Here is an 18,265-nt window from a genome sequence, read left to right as displayed (position 1 = left end):
CCAGTCAGCTCGAGGATCACGGGTAGAGGCCGCGCAGCTGGTGCGCCTGGGCCACGCGCTCGACGGCGAGGCAGGTCGCCGCAGTGCGCAGGGGGACGTCGAGCCGGGTGGCGGCGGCGGTGACCGACTCCCACGCGTCGAGCATCCGCTCGGCGAGGCGGGCCTCGACCTCGTTCTCGCTCCACCAGTAGGCCTGGTTGGCCTGGACCCACTCGAAGTAGGACACGATCACGCCGCCGGCGTTCGCCAGGATGTCGGGTACGACGAGCCGGTCGGCCTCCTGGAGGATCCGGTCGGCCTCGGGCGTGGTGGGGCCGTTGGCGCCCTCCACGATGACCCTGGCCCTGACCCGGCCGGCGTTGTCGGCGCGGAGCACACCCTCGACGGCAGCGGGGACGAGCAGGTCGACCTCCGCCTCCAGCACGTCGTCGTTGGTGATCGGGTCGGCTCCGGGGAAGTCGACGACCGAGCCGGTGGCGTCGACGTGCTTCTCGAGGGCGACGATGTCGAGACCGGTCGACGCGAACACCGCGCCGTACTGGTCGGACACCGCGAGCACCCGGGTGCCGGCCTCGGCGAGGAAGCGGGCGGCGTACCGGCCCACCTTGCCGAAGCCCTGCACGGACGCCGTGGCGCCGGCCGGGTCGATGCCGCGCGAGCGCAGGGCCGCCAGGGCGACGTGGACCACACCGCGCGAGGTGGCGGTGGCGCGACCACGCGAGCCGCCGAGGCTGATCGGCTTGCCGGTGGTGACACCGAGGACCGTGTGACCCTGCTGGACGGAGTAGGTGTCCATCAGCCAGGCCATGGTCTTCTCGTCGGTGCCGATGTCGGGTGCCGGGATGTCGCGCTCGGGACCGATGAGCGGGCTGATCTCGCTGGTGTAGCGACGGGTGACGCGCTCCAGCTCGGCGGCCGAGTAGTTGCGCGGGTCGATCCGGACGCCACCCTTCGCGCCGCCGTAGGGCACGTCGAGCAGGGCGCACTTCCAGGTCATCCACATCGCCAGCGCGCGGACCTCGTCGAGGTCGACGTCGGGGGAGTAGCGCAGACCGCCCTTGGCCGGGCCGCGGGAGAAGTTGTGCTGGACCCGGTGGCCGACGAACAGCTCGGTGGTGCCGTTGTCACGGCGCAGCGGGATGCTGACCGTCACCTCGCGGCGCGGGGTGGCGAGCATCTGGTGCAGACCCTCGTCGTAGCCGAGCAGCGTGGTGGCCTCCCGCAGCTGCGTGCGGGCGTCGTTCAGCGGCCCGGTCGCCGTGGCGACGGGCTCCTGGAGCGCGGTCATCAGTTCTCCTGGAAGACTTCCGCGAGGAGGTCGAGCGCCTCGTCGAGCAGGTGGTCGGGCATCGACAGCGGCGGCAGGAAGCGCAGCACGTTGCCGTAGGTGCCACAGGTCAGCACGACCATGCCCTTGGCGTTGGCGGCGGCGGCGACCTTCTTGGTGAGGTCGGCGTCGGGCTCGGTGGTGCCGGGCTTGACCAGCTCGACGGCGATCATCGCGCCGCGGCCGCGGACCTCGCCGATGCGCGGGTCGTTCTCCTGCAGCGCGGCGAGCCGCTCGGTCATGGTCTTGCCGATGGTGCGGGCGCGGTCGACGAGGCCCTCGGCCTCGATCGTCTCGAAGACGGCGAGCGCGGCGGCGCAGGCGAGCGGGTTGCCGCCGTAGGTGCCACCGAGGCCGCCGGCGTGGGCTGCGTCCATGATCTCGGCGCGGCCGGTGACGGCGGCGAGCGGCAGGCCGCCGGCGATGCCCTTCGCGGTCACGATCAGGTCGGGGACGACGCCCTCGTGGTCGCAGGCGAACAGCTCGCCGGTGCGGGCGAAGCCGGTCTGCACCTCGTCGGCGACGAAGACGACGCCGTTCTCGCGGCACCACGCGACGAGGGTCGGGAGGAAGCCCTCGGCGGGGACGATGAAGCCACCCTCGCCCTGGATGGGCTCGATCACGATCGCGGCCAGGTTGTTGGCGCCGACCTGCTTCTCGATGACGTCGATCGCCTTGCGGGCCGCCTCGACGCCGTCGAGACCGCCGTCGCGGAAGGGGTAGGACAGCGGGGCGCGGTAGACCTCGGAGGCGAACGGGCCGAAGCCGCTCTTGTACGGCATGTTCTTCGCCGTCATCGCCATCGTGAGGTTGGTGCGGCCGTGGTAGGCGTGGTCGAAGACCACGACGGCCTGCTTGCCGGTGGCGGAGCGGGCGATCTTCACGGCGTTCTCGACGGCCTCGGCGCCGGCGTTGAACAGCGCGGAGCGCTTCTCGTGGGTGCCGGGGGTGAGCTCGTTGAGCTTCTCGGCGACGGCCACGTAGCCCTCGTAGGGGGTGACCATGAAGCAGGTGTGGGTGAACTCGGCGACCTGGCGGGTCACGGCCTCGACGACGCGCGGCGCGCTGTTGCCGACGGTCGTGACGGCGATGCCGGAGCCGAGGTCGATCAGCTGGTTGCCGTCGGCGTCGACGAGGATGCCGCCACCGGCCGCGACGACCTGGACGGGCAGGCCGACGGCGACGCCGGAGGCGACCGCCTTCGCCTTGCGGGCCGCCAGCTCCTGCGAGCGGGGGCCGGGGATCGCGGTGACGAGGCGTCGCTCCTGGGTGATGCCAGGGCCGCCGGAGGTGTGCCCGGAGGTGATGTCGGTCATGGGTACGACGGTAGGACCGCCCGGCCTGCCCCACCATGCACGGCGTGCACAATCTGGATTGCCGCGTTGTGCAAGAATGTCACCGTGGTGACAGTGGCCGACCTGGTGGCGATGCCCGGCCTCGGGCTGCGCCCCGCGCCCGGTGCGCCGCCGCTCGACGGGCCGGTGCTGCGCTGGGTCGCGACCAGCGAGCTGGCCGACCCGACGCCGTACCTGGAGGGCGGGGAGCTGCTGCTCACCACCGGCCTCGGCACCCGCGGGTGGAGCCAGGAGTGGACGGCGTACGTCGACCGCCTGGCCGACGCCGGCGCGGCGGCCCTCGGGCTGGGCACCGGCCTCACCCACGACCGGCTGCCTCCCGCGCTGGTCGCGGCCTGCGCGGCGAGGGGTCTGGTGCTGCTGGAGGTGCCGCGGGCCACGCCCTTCGTCGCCGTCTCCCGCGCCGCGGCCGAGCTGCTCCAGGACCAGGAGGCGACGACCACCCGGCTCGCGCTGGACCTCCAGCGCCGGCTCACCCGCGCCGCGCTCGGCCTCGACCTGCGCCCGCTCGTCGAGCGGCTCGCCCAGCTCCTCGACGCGAGCGTGGCGCTCGTGCAGCGCGACGGCGAGCCGGCCGAGGGGCCGTTGGGTGCGCACCCCGAGACCCTCGACCTCGACCTGGTCCGGGCCGAGGTGGCCGGGATCAAGGGCCAAGGCCTGGGAGCTGTCTCGACCACGACCCGGGACCGCGACACCACGGTGGTCCGACCGATCGGCCTGGCCGGACGTCCCGAGCTCTACCTGGCGGTGAGCCTGCCCGGCGGCCTCGACGAACCGCAGCGCTCGGCGGTCAGCACCGCTGCCGTGCTGCTCAGCCTCGCCGTCGAGCGCCGCGCCGAGCGCCGCGCGGCCGACCGGCGGCTGCGCGGGCGCGCCCTCGAGCTGCTCTGCGCCGGCGACCTGCGCTCGGCCGAGGTGCTCCTGGACGCCGCCGAGGGGGGACGCTCGGTGCCCGAGCGGCTGCGCGTCGTACGGATGACAGGTGCGGAGGAGGCGCTCGGCGACGTGCTCGAACGACTCGAGGACGACCTCGCCGACGACGGCGTGCTGGCCGGCCTCGTCGACGGCGAGCTGGTCGCGGTCGCCGTGCCCTCGCGGGTCGCAGCCGTGCTCGCCCTGGCTGCCGGGCTGCGGGCGGGGGTCGGCCGCGCCGTACCCGCGCAAGAGGCCCGCCGCGGCGCGGAGACCGCCGGGCACGCCCTCGACCGCACCACCGCCGCCAGTCCCTACCGGCGCTGGGAGGAGGTCGCCGACGCCGGGCCCCTGGCCCTGGTGCCCGAGGCCCTGGGGCAGGAGTACGCCGCCACCTTCCTCGCGCCGCTCGACGCCGAGCACCGCACCACCCTTGCCGCCTTCCTCCGCCACCACGGCTCCCGCGGCGCCGTCGCCGACGACCTCGGCGTGCACCGCAACACCGTGCGCAACCGGCTCGCCGAGATCGAGCGGCTCACCGGGCTCGACCTCGACGACCCCGCCGCCCGGGTGGGCGCGTGGCTGGCACTGGAGCTGGCGGCCGATCAGGCCTGACGCAGCTCGTCGCGCCGCACCTTGCCGGTCAGCGTGCGCGGCAGCTCGGCCAGGAACACGTAGTCCTTGGGCCGCTTCGGTGGCGCCAGCTGCTCACGGGCGAAGGCGCGCAGGTCGTCCTCCGACGGGCCGTCGGGGCCGACGACCACGGCCGCGCAGACCCGCTGACCCCACTGCGGGTCGTCGACGCCGTAGAACGCGACGTCGCGGACGCCCGGGCAGGTGCCGAGGACCTGCTCGACCTCGGTCGGGTAGACGTTGACGCCGCCGCTGATGACGAGGTCCTCGCGTCGGCCGTCGAGGTAGAGATAGCCGTCGGCGTCGAGCCGGCCGAGGTCACCGACGGTGAACGCCGGCCCGTCGGGGGTGTCGCGCCAGGCGGCGGCGGTCTTCTCGGGCGCACCGAAGTAGGTGAACCGGGCGAAGGGCGGCACCGTGCACCAGATGGTGCCGTCGGCGTCGGTCTGCAGGCCGCGACCCGGGCGGGCACGGCCGACGGTGCCGGGCCGCTCCAGCCACTCCTCGCTGCGGCACGCGGTGAACTGGCCCTCCGTGGAGCCGTAGAACTCCCACGTCGAGCCCGGCGGGAAGGCCTCGATCAGCCGGTGCTTGAGGTCCGTCGGGCACGGAGCACCGGCATGCGCGACCAGCCGGAAGCACGACAGGTCGGGCCGGCCGTGCTCGTCCCAGTGCGCGAAGAGCCGCTGCAGGTGGGTCGGCACGCAGAACATCGTCGTGGGCCGCTCGGACTCGATCGCCGCCGTCACCGCGGCCGGGTCGAACGGCCCGGGGATCACGATCCGGCCGCCGGCGAGGACGGTTCCCATCGCGAAGCGCAGCGGCGCGGAGTGGTAGAGCGGGCTGAGCACGAGGTTCACGTCGTCGGGGGAGAAGCCCCACAGGTCCCGCTCCTCGGCGACCAGCGCCTGGGCGTCGCTCGGGGACAACAGCCCCGACCAGACCCCCTTCGGCACACCGGTCGTGCCGCTGGTGCAGTGCATCGGCCGGCCGAGCGGGAGCCCCGGCTCGGGCAGCGAGGAGACGAGGGCCGCCAGCTCCTCGTTCGTCCGTACGACGGCCGTCGGCTCCAGCCCCGCCAGGATCCGTGACTGCTCGCCCGGCGTGAGCCGCGGGTCGAGCGGGATCGGGAAGACACCGGCGGTGAGCATGCGGAGCACCGCGTCGACGTACGCGTGGGAGCCGGGCAGGAGCAGGGCGACCCGTTCGTTCTCCACGGGCTCACAGTAGGGTCCGCGTGTGCGTGTCGGACTGACCGGGGGGATCGCCTCGGGGAAGAGCACCGTCTCGTCGATCCTGCGCGAGCTGGGGGCGGTCGTCATCGACGCCGACCAGATCGCCCGCGAGGTCGTCGCGAAGGGGACGCCGGGTCTCGCGGCCGTCGTCGCGGCCTTCGGCCCGCAGATGCTGACGCCCGAGGGCGAGCTGGACCGCCCGCGGATGGGCGCACTCGTCTTCGCCGACGAGGCGAAGCGCCGGACCCTCGAGGGGATCGTGCACCCCCTCGTCTTCGAGCGGTACGCCGAGCTCGAGGCCGCCGCTCCGACCGACGCGATCGTCGTCCACGACATCCCGCTGCTCGTGGAGTCCGGCCGCGCCGCGGAGTTCGACGCGGTGATCGTCGTCGACGCCCCCGAGGAGCTGCAGCTCGAGCGGATGGTGCGCGACCGTGGCTGGACCGAGGCCGACGGACGCTCCCGGATCGCCGCCCAGGCGACCCGCGAGCAGCGTCGCGCGGTGGCGACGTACCTGATCGAGAACACCGGGACGCGCGAAGACCTCCGTCGCAAGGTCGTCGAGGTCTTCGAGCGGCTCAGTCGACCCGCCTGACGCCGGGCCGCGACCAGTACTGCACGACGGCCAGCACTCGCCGGTTGCTCGCCGGCTCCTCGTTGAGCCCCAGCTTGCGGAAGATCGAGCTGATGGCGGGCTCGACGGTCTTCACGCTCAGGCACAGCCGGTCCGCGATCGCCGCGTTCGAGAGTCCTTGGGCCATCAGCTCCAGGACGTCGTTCTCCCGGGGCGACAGCTCGGGCACTCGACCGGCCGCCTGCTCGATCTCGACCACGTGGGCCAGGCTCATCCGGTCGAGCAGCCAGCCCGCGACGACCGGGACGGCGCCGAGCGCGATCAACCCCGGCGTCGGGGTGCCGTCGACGGCGAGGCCGACCAGCAGCAGCACCGTCGCGGCCGCGACGGTGCCGAGCAGCAGGGTGAGCTGGCGGCGTACCGCCGAGTCGGAGGCCCGCCACCGCGCGACGAGGCCGACGATCCAGAGCCCCTGGAGCAGCAGGTACGTCCCCGGGCCGAGGACGTCCCAGACCCGCTGGGCGACCTCGCGCCCGGGCAGACTGAAGGGGAACGGCGTCCCGACCGCGGCGTCGCCGTACTCGACCGGGTAGAGGGCGGACAGCGCAGCGCTCACCAGCGCCAGGCCGCCGGCCCCGAGTGCCAGCCGGCGCCACGTCGGCGACAGCGGACGTCCTTCGGGGAAGCCGAGCACCACCCAGGTCGCCAGGCCGATGATCACCGCGGTGGGCCACACGCCCAGCCAGCCCCACCAGGCGTCGGCGCGGTCGGTCGAGGCGAGCCCCACCTGCCGCCCGAGGTAGAGGACGGCGCTGGCCACGCCGACCGCCACGAGCCGCCGGGCCTCTGCGTGGCCGGGCCGCTTGGTCAGGGTCAGTGCGCCGGCCAGGGTGAAGGTGACGGCGAGGACGGCGTTGTGGAGGTTCGACACCCAGAATCCGCGTTGGGCGCCGAGGGCGACGAGGACGGCGACGACGCCGACCCCGCCGAGCGTGACGACGACGTCGTCACCGCGCACCTCGGGCTCTGCCACGGCGCCATGCTGGCACGGCGGCCCGCCCGCGGGGGCGCGATCAGGGCAGGGTTTTCCCTGGGATCCGGTCACAGGGATGGCCCCGCAGCCGACGCGAGCCCGACCGGGGCAGCGTGCGCCGCATGACGCACACTTCTCCCACCGTTTCCTCCCGCTCCTTCGTGTCGCTCGCCGTCGGCGGTCTCGCCTTCATCGCCGGAGGTGTCCTCCACCCCGGCGACAGCGGCACCGGCACCAAGACCGAGCAGCTGCACGAGATGCTGGTCGACCCCAGCTGGTACCCGGCCCACGCGCTGCTCCTCCTCGCCACCGTCGGCTTCGCCGCCGGCGCTCTCGCGCTGCATCGCGACGGCACGGGTGGCTCCGGCGTCGTCAGTGTGGCGACCCGCATCGCGTCGGTGGTCGGCGTCGTCGCCGTGATCGGTATGGCGATCCACCTGCTCGAGGCGCTCAACGCGGACGCAATCGCCGACGGGCACGCCAACCTGTTCGCGCAGGTCCAGGTCGTCAACGAGACCGTGATCGACGCCGCTTGGGGCCTGGCCTTCGCGGCTCTGGCGGTCGCCGGAGGACTGACCCGAGCGATCGGGTACCCGGTCACCGCGGCCCTGGGCGGCGTCGGCGGCGGCGCGTTCGCCCTGGCGTCGGCGACCATCGCCTTCACCGACCGCTTCGACCCGCTGTTCCCCGTCAGCGCGCTGCTCGGGACGTGGGCGATCTGGATCGGCGTGGCCCGGAACCGGGCCGGCGTCCCCGAACGTGCGAAGACCTCCGCCGGGAGGTGACGGAGGTCTTCGTGGAGGGGGCGTCGGGTCAGGCGGCCATGTCCGGGTCGCCGAGGCGGCGCAGCTTCTGCAGGGCCTCGCGCTCGAGCTGGCGCACCCGCTCGGCGGAGATGCCGTGCTTGACGCCGATGTCGGCGAGCTTGTGCTGGCGACCGTCGACCAGGCCGTAGCGCTCCCGGATGATGTCGGCGGCCCGCGCGTCGAGCTGGTCGACGAGGTTGTTGAGCCGCTCGCGGGCCTCCACGTCGAGGACGGTGAGGTCCGGGCCGGGGGCGGTCTCCTGGGCCATCAGGTCGCCCAGCGAGGTGTCGCCGTCCTCGTCGACCGGGGTGTCGAGGCTGACGTGCTCGCGGCCCCACGCCATCAGGTCCAGGACCCGCTCGACCTCGAGGCCGAGCTCGGCGGCGATCTCAGCAGGCTCCGGGTCACGGCCCAGCTGGCGCTCGAGGGTACGGCGGGCGCCGCCGACCTGGTTGAGCTCCTCGACCACGTGGACGGGCAGCCGGACCACGCGGGCCTGCTGCGCGATGCCGCGGGTGATGGCCTGGCGCACCCACCAGGTGGCGTAGGTGGAGAACTTGTAGCCCTTGGCGTAGTCGAACTTCTCGACCGCGCGGATCAGGCCGGTGTTGCCCTCCTGGATCAGGTCGAGCATCGGCATCTGCGCCCGGCCGTACTTGCGCGCGATCGACACCACCAGGCGCAGGTTGGCGTTGATGAACTCCGTGACGGCCTTGCGGCCCTCCTCGGCGATCCACTCCAGCTCGGCCTCGGTGGCCTGCTTCGGGGCGCCGCCCTTGCGCCGGCCGACCCGGCCCTCGGCGAGCAGGTGCTCGGCGTACAGTCCGGCCTCGATCGCCTTCGCGAGCTCGACCTCCCGCGCCGCGTCGAGCAGGGGGGTGCGCGCGATCTCGTCGAGGTACAGCCCGACGCTGTCACGTCCCTCGATCTCGCGTCCGGTGTTGCGCGTCCTCGTCATCGTCGCTGCCATGGCGTCCCTCCTTGCCCCGTGCGGCTGGAGCCCATCCGCACCTGTGGTTCCCAACACCGGCGAGGTACCCGGGATTCCCCGGAACCTTCGGTGTTGCTCTCACCGGCTTTGACGTCCGGGAAACCCCGGAAGTTGCGCCCGGGGACGAATCTCAGGGAGTTCTCAACTTCGCCGGGAACGCAGCGCCTCCAGGGCCAGGCAGAGGGCGGCCACGTCCCGGGGACGGTCCAGCCGCCGACCGGTCCGCTCCTCGAACCTGCGCAGCCGGTGCCGGACCGTGTTGGCGTGGCACGAGAGCCGCTGGGCGGTCTTGCTGGCCGACCCGCCGACCTCCACCCACACCTCGAGCGTCTCGACCAGGCTGTAGCGGTCGGCCTCGGCGAGGCCGTCGAGCGGTCCCAGGATGTCGTCGGCCATCCGGGCCACCACGTCGCCGCCCGCGGCCGCCGCGATGCCGACCGGGTCCTCGCCGAAGCGCACCGCCCCGCCGGCCGCCGGGGCCGTGGCGGCAGCGAGCCGGGCCAGCTCCAGGGCGCGGGCGGCGCCGGTCAGGTCGTCGACCACCGGGCTGACGCCGATCCGGGCCCGGCCGTCGACCGTGAGGGCCTCGACCACCCGCTCGACGCTCGTCGTGCCGACGTCGACGATGCCGACCTGCACCTGCGGCAGGAGCCGCCACGCGGAGCGGCAGCCGAGCCGGGCCAGCGCCGGCTCGACCCCGGCCAGGCTCGCCCGCCCGGGCGCGGCCAGCAGGGCAGCCACCACGACGTACGTGCCGCTCACCGGCAGCCCGAGCAGGTCCGCGACCTCCCACAGCGTGCGCCGGTCCACGACGGTGCCGCTGAGGACCGTCTCGACCAGCGACGACCGCTCGGCCTCCTCGCGCAGGACGCGTTCGGTGACGGTCGCGTTGTAGGCCGCCGCCATCGTCTCGGTGAACACGTCGTGCATCACCATCGCGTCCGCGGTGGTGGCCAGCACGACCTCGGCGGGGATGCCGCGGTCGCGGGCCTCGGCGGCCACCTGCTCCCACATCGCCCCGAAGCCGACCCGGTACGCCGCCAGCACGGCCGGCAGCGGCACGCCGGCGAGCGCACGGCCGGTGCCCGTGGCCGCGGCCGGGGCCGGATCACCGATCTGGCCCGCGGCCAGACCCTCGATCACGAACCGCAGGTTCTCCACGCAGCTCGCGACCAAGTCGGCCTCGGTGACCGCGCCGCTTTCGGCGTAGAACGGGATCCGCTCGCGGACCCGGCGCGCCACGACCGCCCCGCTCGCCTCGACCGAGGCCAGCAGGGCCGTGGCGAGGTCGCGCAGCTCCGGAGGGGGATCGGTGGCCGGGGCGGCGGGTCGCAGCGACGTCATGGCGGCACAGTACGAGCCGGACGCCGCCGGTGACGCCCGTTGTCATGATCGACAACGAGCACGGTGCCCGACTGTTCCGATTCACCGTCCTAAAGCCTTCTCGTGCCGCTCCGGCGGGTCCTAGTCTCGTGGTCCGTGGCGTGACCTGGGTCACCTGACTCCTGGGGGGAGCCAGGTGGCGCGGCGCCGCTGCTCGCCGGTCGGCTCCCGCCGCACCGCACACGTCAGGAGTGCTCCCGTGAGGCCCAACCCGCTCAACCCGCTGAACCCGCTCGGCCTGGAGTGGTACCAGCACCCGTCGCTGACCCTGCAGCTCGCGAACCTGGCGAAGGCCCGTGAGGACCTGCGCGACGAGAACCTCCACGAGCAGGACGGGATGCGGCCCGACGAGGCGCCGGCCGGGGAGGCCGAGCAGGGGGCCCGGGCCCGCACGCCCGAGGGCAGCCACAACGACCTCGGCTGCCCGATGATGGGCGCCCGCGGTACCGGGTTCGGTCGCAACGTGCCCATCGAGAAGACGGTCGTCGACAAGGCGCGCCTGCTCGAGCCGGACCCCCGCGAGATCAGCCGCCGGCTGATGGCCCGCGACGAGTTCAAGCCGGCCGGCATCCTCAACGCGCTCGGCGCCGCCTGGCTGCAGTTCGAGAACCACAACTGGTTCTTCCACGGCAACGGCGACCCGACCCGGTTCATCTCGATCCCGCTGCAGGACGGGGACGACTTCCCCGAGAACCCGATGATCATCCGCGACACGATCCCCCTGCACGGCGGCGAGATCGAGGACGGCAAGCCCGCGCCGGTGTTCGCCAATGCCGAGACGCACTGGTGGGACGGCTCGCAGATCTACGGCAGCGGCGCGGAGAAGCAGGACCAGATCCGCACGTACGTCGACGGCAGGATCAAGGTCGACGACGACGGCCGGCTGCCGCGCAGCGACATCCCCGGCGTCGACCTGACCGGCATGCAGGAGAACTGGTGGTTCGGGCCCGGGCTGCTCCACACGCTGTTCGCCCGCGAGCACAACTCCGTCGTCGCGGCCATCAAGAAGGCGCACCCCGACCTCGGCGACCAGCGCCTCTTCGAGCTCGGTGTGCTCGTCGTCTCCGCGTTGATCGCCAAGATCCACACCGTCGAGTGGACCCCCTGCGTGCTGCGGCACCCCGCCCTGCAGATCGGCATGAGCGCCAACTGGTACGGCGCCCTCGGCGAGACCTTCCGCGACAAGGTCGGCCGGATCGGCGACAGCGAGGCACTCTCCGGAATCGTCGGCTCCAGCACCGACCACCACGCCGCGCCGTTCTCGCTGACCGAGGAGTTCGTCTCGGTCTACCGGATGCACCCGCTCATCCCCGACGACTGGGACTTCTTCTCCCTGGAGAGCGGTGCCTTCCTCGAGCACCAGTACTTCACCGACATCCAGGGCCGCTACACCCGCGACTTCATGGACCGTCTCGCGATGGGCGACCTGTGGTACTCCATCGGCAAGGCCAGCGCCGGCGCGGTGTGCCTGCACAACTACCCCAACGCGCTGCGGAACCTGACCCGGGTCGACGGCCAGGTCACCGACCTGGCCACGCTCGACATCGTCCGGGACCGCGAGCGCGGCGTACCGCGCTACAACGACTTCCGCGAGGCGCTGCGGATGCCGCGGCGCAAGAAGATCGAGGACATCACGCCCAACAAGCAGTGGGCGAAGGAGATCAACGAGATCTACCACGGCGACGTCGACGCCGTGGACCTGCAGATCGGCATGCAGGCCGAGCAGCCGCCGAAGGGCTTCGGCTTCTCCGACACCGCCTTCCGGATCTTCATCCTGATGGCCTCACGCCGCCTCAAGAGCGACCGCTTCTTCACCACGGACTTCCGCCCCGAGGTCTACACGAGGACCGGTTTCGACTGGGTCAACGACAACTCGATGAAGGACGTGCTGCTGCGCCACTACCCGGAGCTCGAGCCGGTCGTCGGCGACGTCGAGCGGGTCTTCGCGCCGTGGCACGAGCTCGGCGCGGCCGAGCCCGGGAGGAAGCCGACCATCCTGCGGGCTGCCGACACGGTGAAGTCCTACCTGCCCTGGGGGAGCTGATGGCGCTCGACTTCAAGCACGCCTCGATCGTCGAGGGCGTCCGGTTCACCGCCCAGGTGGCCGTGCCCAACGTGGTCCAGGGGCTGTTCAGGCGCCGCGAGGCCGTGGTGAGCGCGGTGGACAAGATCCCGGCCGACGGCCTGGGCTTCCGGTTCGTCGAGGGCCTGGTCGCGAAGTACGGGCCGGACCCGTTCTGGGTGCGGGTCGGCTCCGAGGAGACGCTGCTCGTCACCCACCCCGACGACATCCGGATCGTGCTGGGCGGCAGTCCCGACCCGTTCGCGCCCGACCCCGAGGCCAAGCGCAAGGGCATGTCCGCCTTCCAGCCGACCGCCCTGAGCATCTCCCGCGGCGACCTGTGGCGCGACCGCCGCGCCTTCGCCGACGCCGTGCTGCACCCCGGCTCGCCGCTGCACCCCCTGGCCGCGTCCTTCGCCGCGATCGCGGCCGAGGAGGCCGACGCGCTGCTCGCCACCGACGGACCGCTGCGGTTCGACGCCCTCAACGCGGCCTTCCAGCGGCTCACCCGCCGGGTCGTGCTCGGTGCCGCAGCCGCGGACGACACCGGGCTCACCGAGCAGCTCGGCGAGCTGATGGCGGCCGGCAACAAGATGCCGGGCCGGCCCGCGCCCGGGTACGACGCCTTCCACGAGCGGCTGGCGTCGTACGTCGCCGACCCGGACCCGGACGCGCTGACCGGGCTGGTCGCGGCGGCACCGGCCACCGACGACACCGACGTCCCCGGGCAGCTGATCCACTGGCTGTTCGCGATGGGCGACACGCTGCCCACCAACCTGTTCCGGGCGCTCGCGCTGCTCGCCACGCATCCCGACGCGCTCGACCGGGTGCGTGCGGAGCTGGGCGACGAGCCCGCCACGGTCGAGACGATCGCCGGGGCGTCGTACCTCGCCGGGTGCGTCCTGGAGGCGATGCGGCTGTGGCCCACGACCTCCCTGTTCGGGCGGGTGCAGGCCGCGGAGCACCGCTGGGTCAACGGCCAGAAGACGCCCGAGGGCACCCAGCTGCTGATCCCCAACCTCTTCAACCACCGCAACAGCGCGCGCATCCCGTACGCCGACCGGTTCGCCCCCGAGGAGTGGAGCGAGGGCACGGCCGGAGACGACTGGTCGTTCAACTTCTTCAGCCACGGCCCCCAGGGGTGCCCCGGGGCCGCACTGTCGATCTTCCTCGGCCAGGCGGTGCTCGGTCGGCTGCTCGCGACCGCGACACCGACGCTCGAGGCAGGTCCGCGGCTGAGTGGGGACGCGGACCTGCCCTACGGGTTCGACGTCTACTCGTCGGCGATCGGCTGGCTCACGAGCTAGGCGACGACAGCGGCTCCACGTCGGCCAGGCCGAGGCGGTCCAGGATCCACGCCAGCGAGAACGCCCGGTCCTCCCACGCGCGGTACCGCCCGGACACGCCGCCGTGCCCGGCGGCCATCTCGGTGCGCAGCAGCACCTCGGCCCGCGGGGCGCGCTCGCGCAGCCGCGCGACCCACTTGGCGGGCTCGACGTAGAGCACGCGCGTGTCGTTGAGCGAGGTCTCGGCCAGGATCGGCGGGTAGGGCAGGTCGGCGACGTTCTCGTACGGCGCGTAGCCGGCGATCCGCTCGTAGGCGACCGGGTCGTCGGTCGGGTTGCCCCACTCGTCGTACTCCGGCACCGTCAGGGGCAGGGTGGCGTCGAGCATCGTGGTGAGGGTGTCCACGAACGGCACGCCCGCCACGAAGCCGCCGAACGCGTCGGGCGCCTGGTTGGCGACCGCGCCGATCAGCAGGCCGCCGGCGCTCGCGCCCTCGGCGACGATCCGGTCGGCGGTGGTCCAGCCGGCCTCGACAAGGTGGCGGGCCGCGGCGATGAAGTCGTCGAAGGTGTGCTGCTTGTGCTCGAGCTTGCCGTCGTCGTACCAGTGACGGCCCATCTCGCCGCCGCCGCGGACGTGGGCGATGGCGAAGGCCGCTCCCCGGTCGAGCAGCGAGAGCCGGCTGACGGCGAAGTACGGGTCGATCGAGGCCTCGTAGGCGCCGTAGCCGTAGAGGTGGACGGGGATCGGTTCGGCGGTCCGCACCCCCTTGCGGACCACCAGCGAGATCGGCACCTGCACGCCGTCGACCGACGTCGCCCAGAGCCGGTGCTCCTCGTAGTCGTCGGCGTCGTAGCCGCCGAGCACCGGTGCCTGCTTGCGCAGCACCAGCTCGCCGGAGCGGAGGTCGTGGTCGTAGACGGCCGAGGGGCGGGCGAGGCTGGTCATCCCGACCCGGATCGTGGGCTGCTCGAACGCCGGGTTGCTGCCTGCGCCCACGGTCGCGAGCTCGCCGGGGAACTCCACGAACCGGTCGCCGGTCACCGGGTTCGCGGGGTCCTCGCCCAGGTCGAGGATGCGGACCTGGCTGCTGCCGCCGCTGCGCTGCTGCACGACCAGGTGGCTCTCGAAGGCGTCGACGTCCTCCAGGCGGACGGCGAGGTCGTGGCGGAGCAGCGGCTGCCACTGCTCCGGAGGAGTCGGCACGGCGGGCGCGTGGCCCAGCTCGAACTCGGGGCCGGTCGCGTTGTGCAGCACGAGGAACCGGTCCTCGCCGCCCACGACGGCGTGCTCGAGGGAGTACTCGACGCCGTCGGTGCGCTCGGCGAAGCAGACGGGCTGCGCCTGCGGGTCGGCGGCGTCGAGGACGTGGAACTCGGAGGTCGTCTTCGAGCTGGCCGCGATCATCACGTAGCGGCGGCTGCGGGTGCGACCGACGCCCACGAAGTAGCGGCCGTCGGGCTCGTGGAAGACCAGCTCGTCGTCGGCCTGGGCGGTGCCGAGGCGGTGCCGCCAGACCTTGTCGGGACGCCAGGCCTCGTCGACGGTCGTGTAGTAGAAGTGGTCGGCCGACGCTCCCCACGTGACGCCGCCCAGCACGTCGGTGAGGACGTCCTCGCGCAGCTCGCGGGTGGCCAGATCGAGCACGCGCACGGTGTAGCGCTCGTCGCCGACCACGTCGACGGCGTACGCGAGGAGCCGGTCGTCGGGGCTGACCGACGAGCCGCCGAGGCTGAAGAACTCGTGGCCCTCGGCCAGTGCGTCGAGGTCGAGCAGCACCTCCTCGCCGGGCAGCGCGGGCTGGTCCGGGCTGGCGTCGGCCGCGGGCTGTGGGGGAGTCCAGTCGTCCGGGTCGCTCACCGGGACGCGGCAGCTGGCGCCGTACTGGCGGCCCTCGAACGAGCGCCCGTAGTACCAGAACCCGCGCACCCGGGTCGGGACCGACAGGTCGGTCTCGAGGGTGCGGGCCTTGATCTCGTCGAAGATCCGGCTGCGCAGGTCGGCGAGGTGCGCGGTGCGCTCCTGCGTGTACGCGTTCTCGGCCTCGAGGTGCGCGATGACCGCCGGGTCCTCCTTGTCGCGCAGCCACTCGTACTCGTCGGTGCGGGTGTGGCCGTGGTTCGTCGTGGTGACCGGGTGGCGCGGGGCGCTCGGCGGGACGTGCATGCCCGGAACGCTACTGCCAGCGGGAAAGGGAGGGATCGTCGGCGCGGAAGGAGCGGACCGGGCCGGGCGGCGTCTCCGCGGTCTCGAAGCGCACCGTCACCACGCCCCTGCCCGAGCCCCAGACCCAGCCCCGGCCATGCTCGGCGTGCACGACGTCCATGCCGGGCGCCCAGCTCTGCGGGCCCGTGTCGCGCCAGCGGGCTCCGGCCTGGTCGGGTTCGTCCTCCACGTCCGGGGCGCTCTCCTCGGGGGCCTCGGCCTCGCTGCCCGCCGCGAACAGGTCCTCCTGGATCCAGTCGGCCAGGCCGGAGACGCCGACGCCGAGCAGGCGTACGCCGCCCGAGGTGTCCAGGTCCTCGAGCAGGGTGCGGGCGAGCCGGGCCACGGTCGCCGGGTCGTCGGTCGGGGCGGGCAGCGTCGAGGACCGGCTCAGCGTGGTGAAGTCGTAGAGGCGGACCTTGATCGTGACCGTGCGGCCCGACAGGCCGCTCGCCCGGAGCCGCTTGGCCACCTCGTTCGCCTGGCGGGTCACGATCGCGCTCATCTGCTGCCGGTCGGTGAGGTCGGTCTCGTAGGTGCCCTCGACGCTGACCGACTTGGTCTCGCGGTCGGGGACGACGGCCCGGTCGTCCTCCGCGCGGGCGAGGTGGAACAGGGCCTGCCCCTGCGCCTTGCCGACGAGGCGGACCAGCTCCTCCTGGCTGACCCGCTCCAGCTCCGCCACCGTGTGCACGCCCGCGCGGCGCAGCCGCTCGACGGTCGCCGGACCGACCCCCGGGATCACCGAGACGTGCAACGGGCGCAGCAGGTCCAGCTCGGTGCCGGGCTCGATGACCACCAGGCCGTCCGGCTTGCGCAGGTCGCTGGCGATCTTCGCGAGGAACTTCGACGAGGCGACGCCCACCGACGCGGTCAGCCCGCCCGTCACCTCGCGGACCCGGGCCCGCAGCTCCTCGGCCAGCGCGGTCACCGTCGACACCTCGAGGTCCGGCAGGCCGGCCTCGGCCAGGTCGACGAACGCCTCGTCGAGCGAGAGCGGCTCGACCAGGGGCGAGCAGTCCCGCAGCACCGCCATCACCGCCGCGCTGGTGGACCGATAGGCCTCGAACCGGCCGGACAGGTAGGCCGCGTGCGGGCACCGGGCGCGCGCCTCCCGGGTCGACATGGCCGAGCGGACGCCGTACGCGCGGGCCTCGTAGGACGCCGTCGACACCACGCCGCGCCCGCCGGTCCCGCCGACCACGACCGGCTTGCCGCGAAGGGACGGCTTGTCGCGCTGCTCCACGGCCGCGAAGAACGCGTCGAGGTCCAGGTGGAGGACCGAGGCGTGGGGGCGCACGGCCGTCACGTTAGTGCTCGGGAGAGACAGTCCCGTCCCTCGCCTCTCCACAGGCGGGTCGGTGATGAGGCGTTGTCCACACCCGGTCCCGACCATCCGGCTCGCGTCGGACCTGCGGACCACCGTCGTCGTCATGACCACGACCCCTCGCCCCACCACCCGGCTGACCGTCCGCGGCTCCGACGACCTGCTCGCCGCCGCCCCCGTCCTGCTCGGCTTCTGGCCCGAGCAGGACGTCGTGCTGATGACCTTCGGCGCCCGGCACCCGTTCCACGCCCGCGTCGACCTGCCACCACTCGCCGCCCAGCGCCCGGCTGTGCGCCGGGAGCTCGCCGACGTGCTGCTCGACCCGGCCCGGCGCCACGGCGCCACCCACGTGGTGCTGCTCTACTACTCCGACGAACCGGCCGCCGCCGAGGCGGTGCACCGCTCGCTGCGGCGGGCCTGCCGGCGCCTGGGGCTGGTCGTCATCACGGCGCTGCTCGTCGACCGGACCCACTACCGCGACCTCGAGCACCCCGACCCCGACGAGCGACACCGACGATGCCCCTACGACGTCGCGGCCCACCCCTTCGTGCTCGAGGCCCTGGTGTCCGGGCGTCTCGTGCATCGCTCGCGGTCCGACCTGGTCGCCTCCCTCGAGCCGGACCCGGTGGCGGTGGCGGCCGTCGCCGCGGCGCTCCTCGCGGGACGGTACGCCGACGCCGGCGTGCCGACCAGCGGGCGGGCGATTCGCGAGGCCGGTGAGTGGGTGCACCACGCCGTCCACGACCTGGTCGCCGACGGTGCGCTGCCCGCCGACGCCGACCTGGCCCGGCTGCTGTGGGTGATGCAGTCCGTGCGGGTCCGCGACGCCGCGTGGGCCCACATCACGGGCCGTACCGCCCTTGCCCACGTCCGGCTGTGGACCGATGCCGTGCGCCGCGCGCCCGAGACCCTCGTCGCCGCCCCGGCCGCCCTGCTGGGCTGGGCGGCCTGGCAGGCCGGCGACGGTGCCCTGGCCTGGGTGGCCGTCGACCGGTGCACCCGCGCCGAGCCGGGCTACCGGATGGCCGACCAGCTGGCCGTGATCCTGCAGGGCGCCGTGCCGCCACAGACCTGGGAAGGGGGATTCGCATGGGACAGGGGGCTGCCGGACGAGCGACGCATCTCCTAGGGTCGG

The 18,265-nt window shown here is 73.4% G+C and carries 14 protein-coding genes; 6 read left to right on the top strand and 8 right to left on the bottom strand.

All coding sequences use genetic code 11. From position 1 onward, the window contains the following. Positions 1 to 16 precede the first annotated feature (16 nt). Positions 17 to 1,288 (bottom strand): Glu/Leu/Phe/Val family dehydrogenase, encoded by a 1,272-nt coding sequence (locus tag BJ958_RS08545; RefSeq protein WP_179726441.1) that lies wholly within the window; start codon positions 1,286 to 1,288, stop codon positions 17 to 19. After that, the gene (gabT, locus tag BJ958_RS08540; protein ID WP_179726440.1) at positions 1,288 to 2,643 is read right to left on the bottom strand and encodes a 4-aminobutyrate--2-oxoglutarate transaminase; all 1,356 of its coding nucleotides are present in this window, start codon (positions 2,641 to 2,643) and stop codon (positions 1,288 to 1,290) included. The genes BJ958_RS08545 and gabT overlap by 1 nt, the downstream gene beginning before the upstream one ends. 84 nt (positions 2,644 to 2,727) lie before the next feature. Here gabT and BJ958_RS08535 point away from each other — a divergent pair, with 84 nt between their 5' ends. After that, a complete protein-coding gene (locus tag BJ958_RS08535) occupies positions 2,728 to 4,209 on the top strand; it encodes a PucR family transcriptional regulator ligand-binding domain-containing protein (RefSeq protein ID WP_179726439.1) in 1,482 nt (493 codons plus the stop codon). Here BJ958_RS08535 and BJ958_RS08530 read toward each other — a convergent pair. Then, positions 4,200 to 5,444, bottom strand: a complete 1,245-nt coding sequence (locus BJ958_RS08530; protein ID WP_343052614.1) for a class I adenylate-forming enzyme family protein — start codon at positions 5,442 to 5,444, stop codon at positions 4,200 to 4,202. The two genes, BJ958_RS08535 and BJ958_RS08530, sit on opposite strands and share 10 nt — an antisense overlap. A 22-nt stretch (positions 5,445 to 5,466) precedes the next feature. On the opposite strand from BJ958_RS08530, the gene coaE reads away from it, so the two are divergent. Continuing rightward, positions 5,467 to 6,057: a dephospho-CoA kinase gene (gene coaE / locus BJ958_RS08525; RefSeq protein ID WP_179726437.1), complete on the top strand. Its 591-nt coding sequence runs from the start codon at positions 5,467 to 5,469 to the stop codon at positions 6,055 to 6,057. Here coaE and BJ958_RS28980 read toward each other — a convergent pair. After that, a complete protein-coding gene (locus BJ958_RS28980; protein WP_218865653.1) occupies positions 6,041 to 7,069 on the bottom strand; it encodes a LuxR C-terminal-related transcriptional regulator in 1,029 nt (342 codons plus the stop codon). The genes coaE and BJ958_RS28980 overlap by 17 nt on opposite strands. A 122-nt stretch (positions 7,070 to 7,191) precedes the next feature. On the opposite strand from BJ958_RS28980, the gene BJ958_RS08515 reads away from it, so the two are divergent. Next, positions 7,192 to 7,854, top strand: coding sequence for a hypothetical protein (locus tag BJ958_RS08515; RefSeq protein ID WP_179726436.1), 663 nt, complete (start codon positions 7,192 to 7,194; stop codon positions 7,852 to 7,854). Positions 7,855 to 7,882: 28 nt separating this feature from the next. On the opposite strand, the gene BJ958_RS08510 is transcribed toward BJ958_RS08515, so the two are convergent. Together BJ958_RS08510 and BJ958_RS08505 are read right to left on the bottom strand one after the other, a co-directional pair. Further along, the gene (locus tag BJ958_RS08510) at positions 7,883 to 8,845 is read right to left on the bottom strand and encodes a sigma-70 family RNA polymerase sigma factor (RefSeq protein WP_379144582.1); all 963 of its coding nucleotides are present in this window, start codon (positions 8,843 to 8,845) and stop codon (positions 7,883 to 7,885) included. 162 nt (positions 8,846 to 9,007) lie between these two features. Beyond that, on the bottom strand, positions 9,008 to 10,210 hold the full coding sequence (locus BJ958_RS08505) for a PucR family transcriptional regulator (RefSeq protein ID WP_179726435.1): 1,203 nt from the start codon (positions 10,208 to 10,210) through the stop codon (positions 9,008 to 9,010). 238 nt (positions 10,211 to 10,448) lie between these two features. Between BJ958_RS08505 and BJ958_RS08500 the strand changes: the two genes are divergently transcribed. Together BJ958_RS08500 and BJ958_RS08495 are read left to right on the top strand one after the other, a co-directional pair. Next, positions 10,449 to 12,293 (top strand): peroxidase family protein, encoded by a 1,845-nt coding sequence (locus BJ958_RS08500; RefSeq protein ID WP_218865651.1) that lies wholly within the window; start codon positions 10,449 to 10,451, stop codon positions 12,291 to 12,293. After that, positions 12,293 to 13,618: a cytochrome P450 gene (locus BJ958_RS08495; protein ID WP_179726434.1), complete on the top strand. Its 1,326-nt coding sequence runs from the start codon at positions 12,293 to 12,295 to the stop codon at positions 13,616 to 13,618. Before BJ958_RS08500 ends, BJ958_RS08495 begins: the two co-directional genes overlap by 1 nt. Here BJ958_RS08495 and BJ958_RS08490 read toward each other — a convergent pair. Next, positions 13,608 to 15,764 carry a S9 family peptidase gene (locus tag BJ958_RS08490; RefSeq protein WP_179726433.1) on the bottom strand — a complete coding sequence of 719 codons (2,157 nt, stop codon included), beginning with the start codon at positions 15,762 to 15,764 and terminating at the stop codon, positions 13,608 to 13,610. The genes BJ958_RS08495 and BJ958_RS08490 overlap by 11 nt on opposite strands. Positions 15,765 to 15,774: 10 nt before the next feature. Next, the gene (locus BJ958_RS08485; protein ID WP_179726432.1) at positions 15,775 to 17,103 is read right to left on the bottom strand and encodes a DNA polymerase IV; all 1,329 of its coding nucleotides are present in this window, start codon (positions 17,101 to 17,103) and stop codon (positions 15,775 to 15,777) included. 133 nt (positions 17,104 to 17,236) lie between these two features. On the opposite strand from BJ958_RS08485, the gene BJ958_RS08480 reads away from it, so the two are divergent. Then, the gene (locus BJ958_RS08480; RefSeq protein ID WP_179726431.1) at positions 17,237 to 18,259 is read left to right on the top strand and encodes a DUF4192 domain-containing protein; all 1,023 of its coding nucleotides are present in this window, start codon (positions 17,237 to 17,239) and stop codon (positions 18,257 to 18,259) included. The last annotated feature ends 6 nt before the right edge of the window (positions 18,260 to 18,265 follow it).

The organism is Nocardioides kongjuensis, from assembly GCF_013409625.1.
GTDB classification, from domain to species: Bacteria; Actinomycetota; Actinomycetes; order Propionibacteriales; family Nocardioidaceae; genus Nocardioides; species Nocardioides kongjuensis.
Note: the sequence above shows the minus strand (reverse complement) of the source record. Positions and strands in the feature narration are given on the sequence as shown.

Coding starts and splice junctions, on each gene's coding strand:
- BJ958_RS08515 (WP_179726436.1), top strand. CDS start 7,192: ATGACGCACACTTCTCCCACCGTTTCCTCCCGCTCCTTCGTGTCGCTC.
- gabT (WP_179726440.1), bottom strand. CDS start 2,643: ATGACCGACATCACCTCCGGGCACACCTCCGGCGGCCCTGGCATCACC.
- BJ958_RS08510 (WP_379144582.1), bottom strand. CDS start 8,845: ATGGCAGCGACGATGACGAGGACGCGCAACACCGGACGCGAGATCGAG.
- BJ958_RS08480 (WP_179726431.1), top strand. CDS start 17,237: ATGACCACGACCCCTCGCCCCACCACCCGGCTGACCGTCCGCGGCTCC.
- BJ958_RS08490 (WP_179726433.1), bottom strand. CDS start 15,764: ATGCACGTCCCGCCGAGCGCCCCGCGCCACCCGGTCACCACGACGAAC.
- BJ958_RS08495 (WP_179726434.1), top strand. CDS start 12,293: ATGGCGCTCGACTTCAAGCACGCCTCGATCGTCGAGGGCGTCCGGTTC.
- BJ958_RS08545 (WP_179726441.1), bottom strand. CDS start 1,288: ATGACCGCGCTCCAGGAGCCCGTCGCCACGGCGACCGGGCCGCTGAAC.
- BJ958_RS08505 (WP_179726435.1), bottom strand. CDS start 10,210: ATGACGTCGCTGCGACCCGCCGCCCCGGCCACCGATCCCCCTCCGGAG.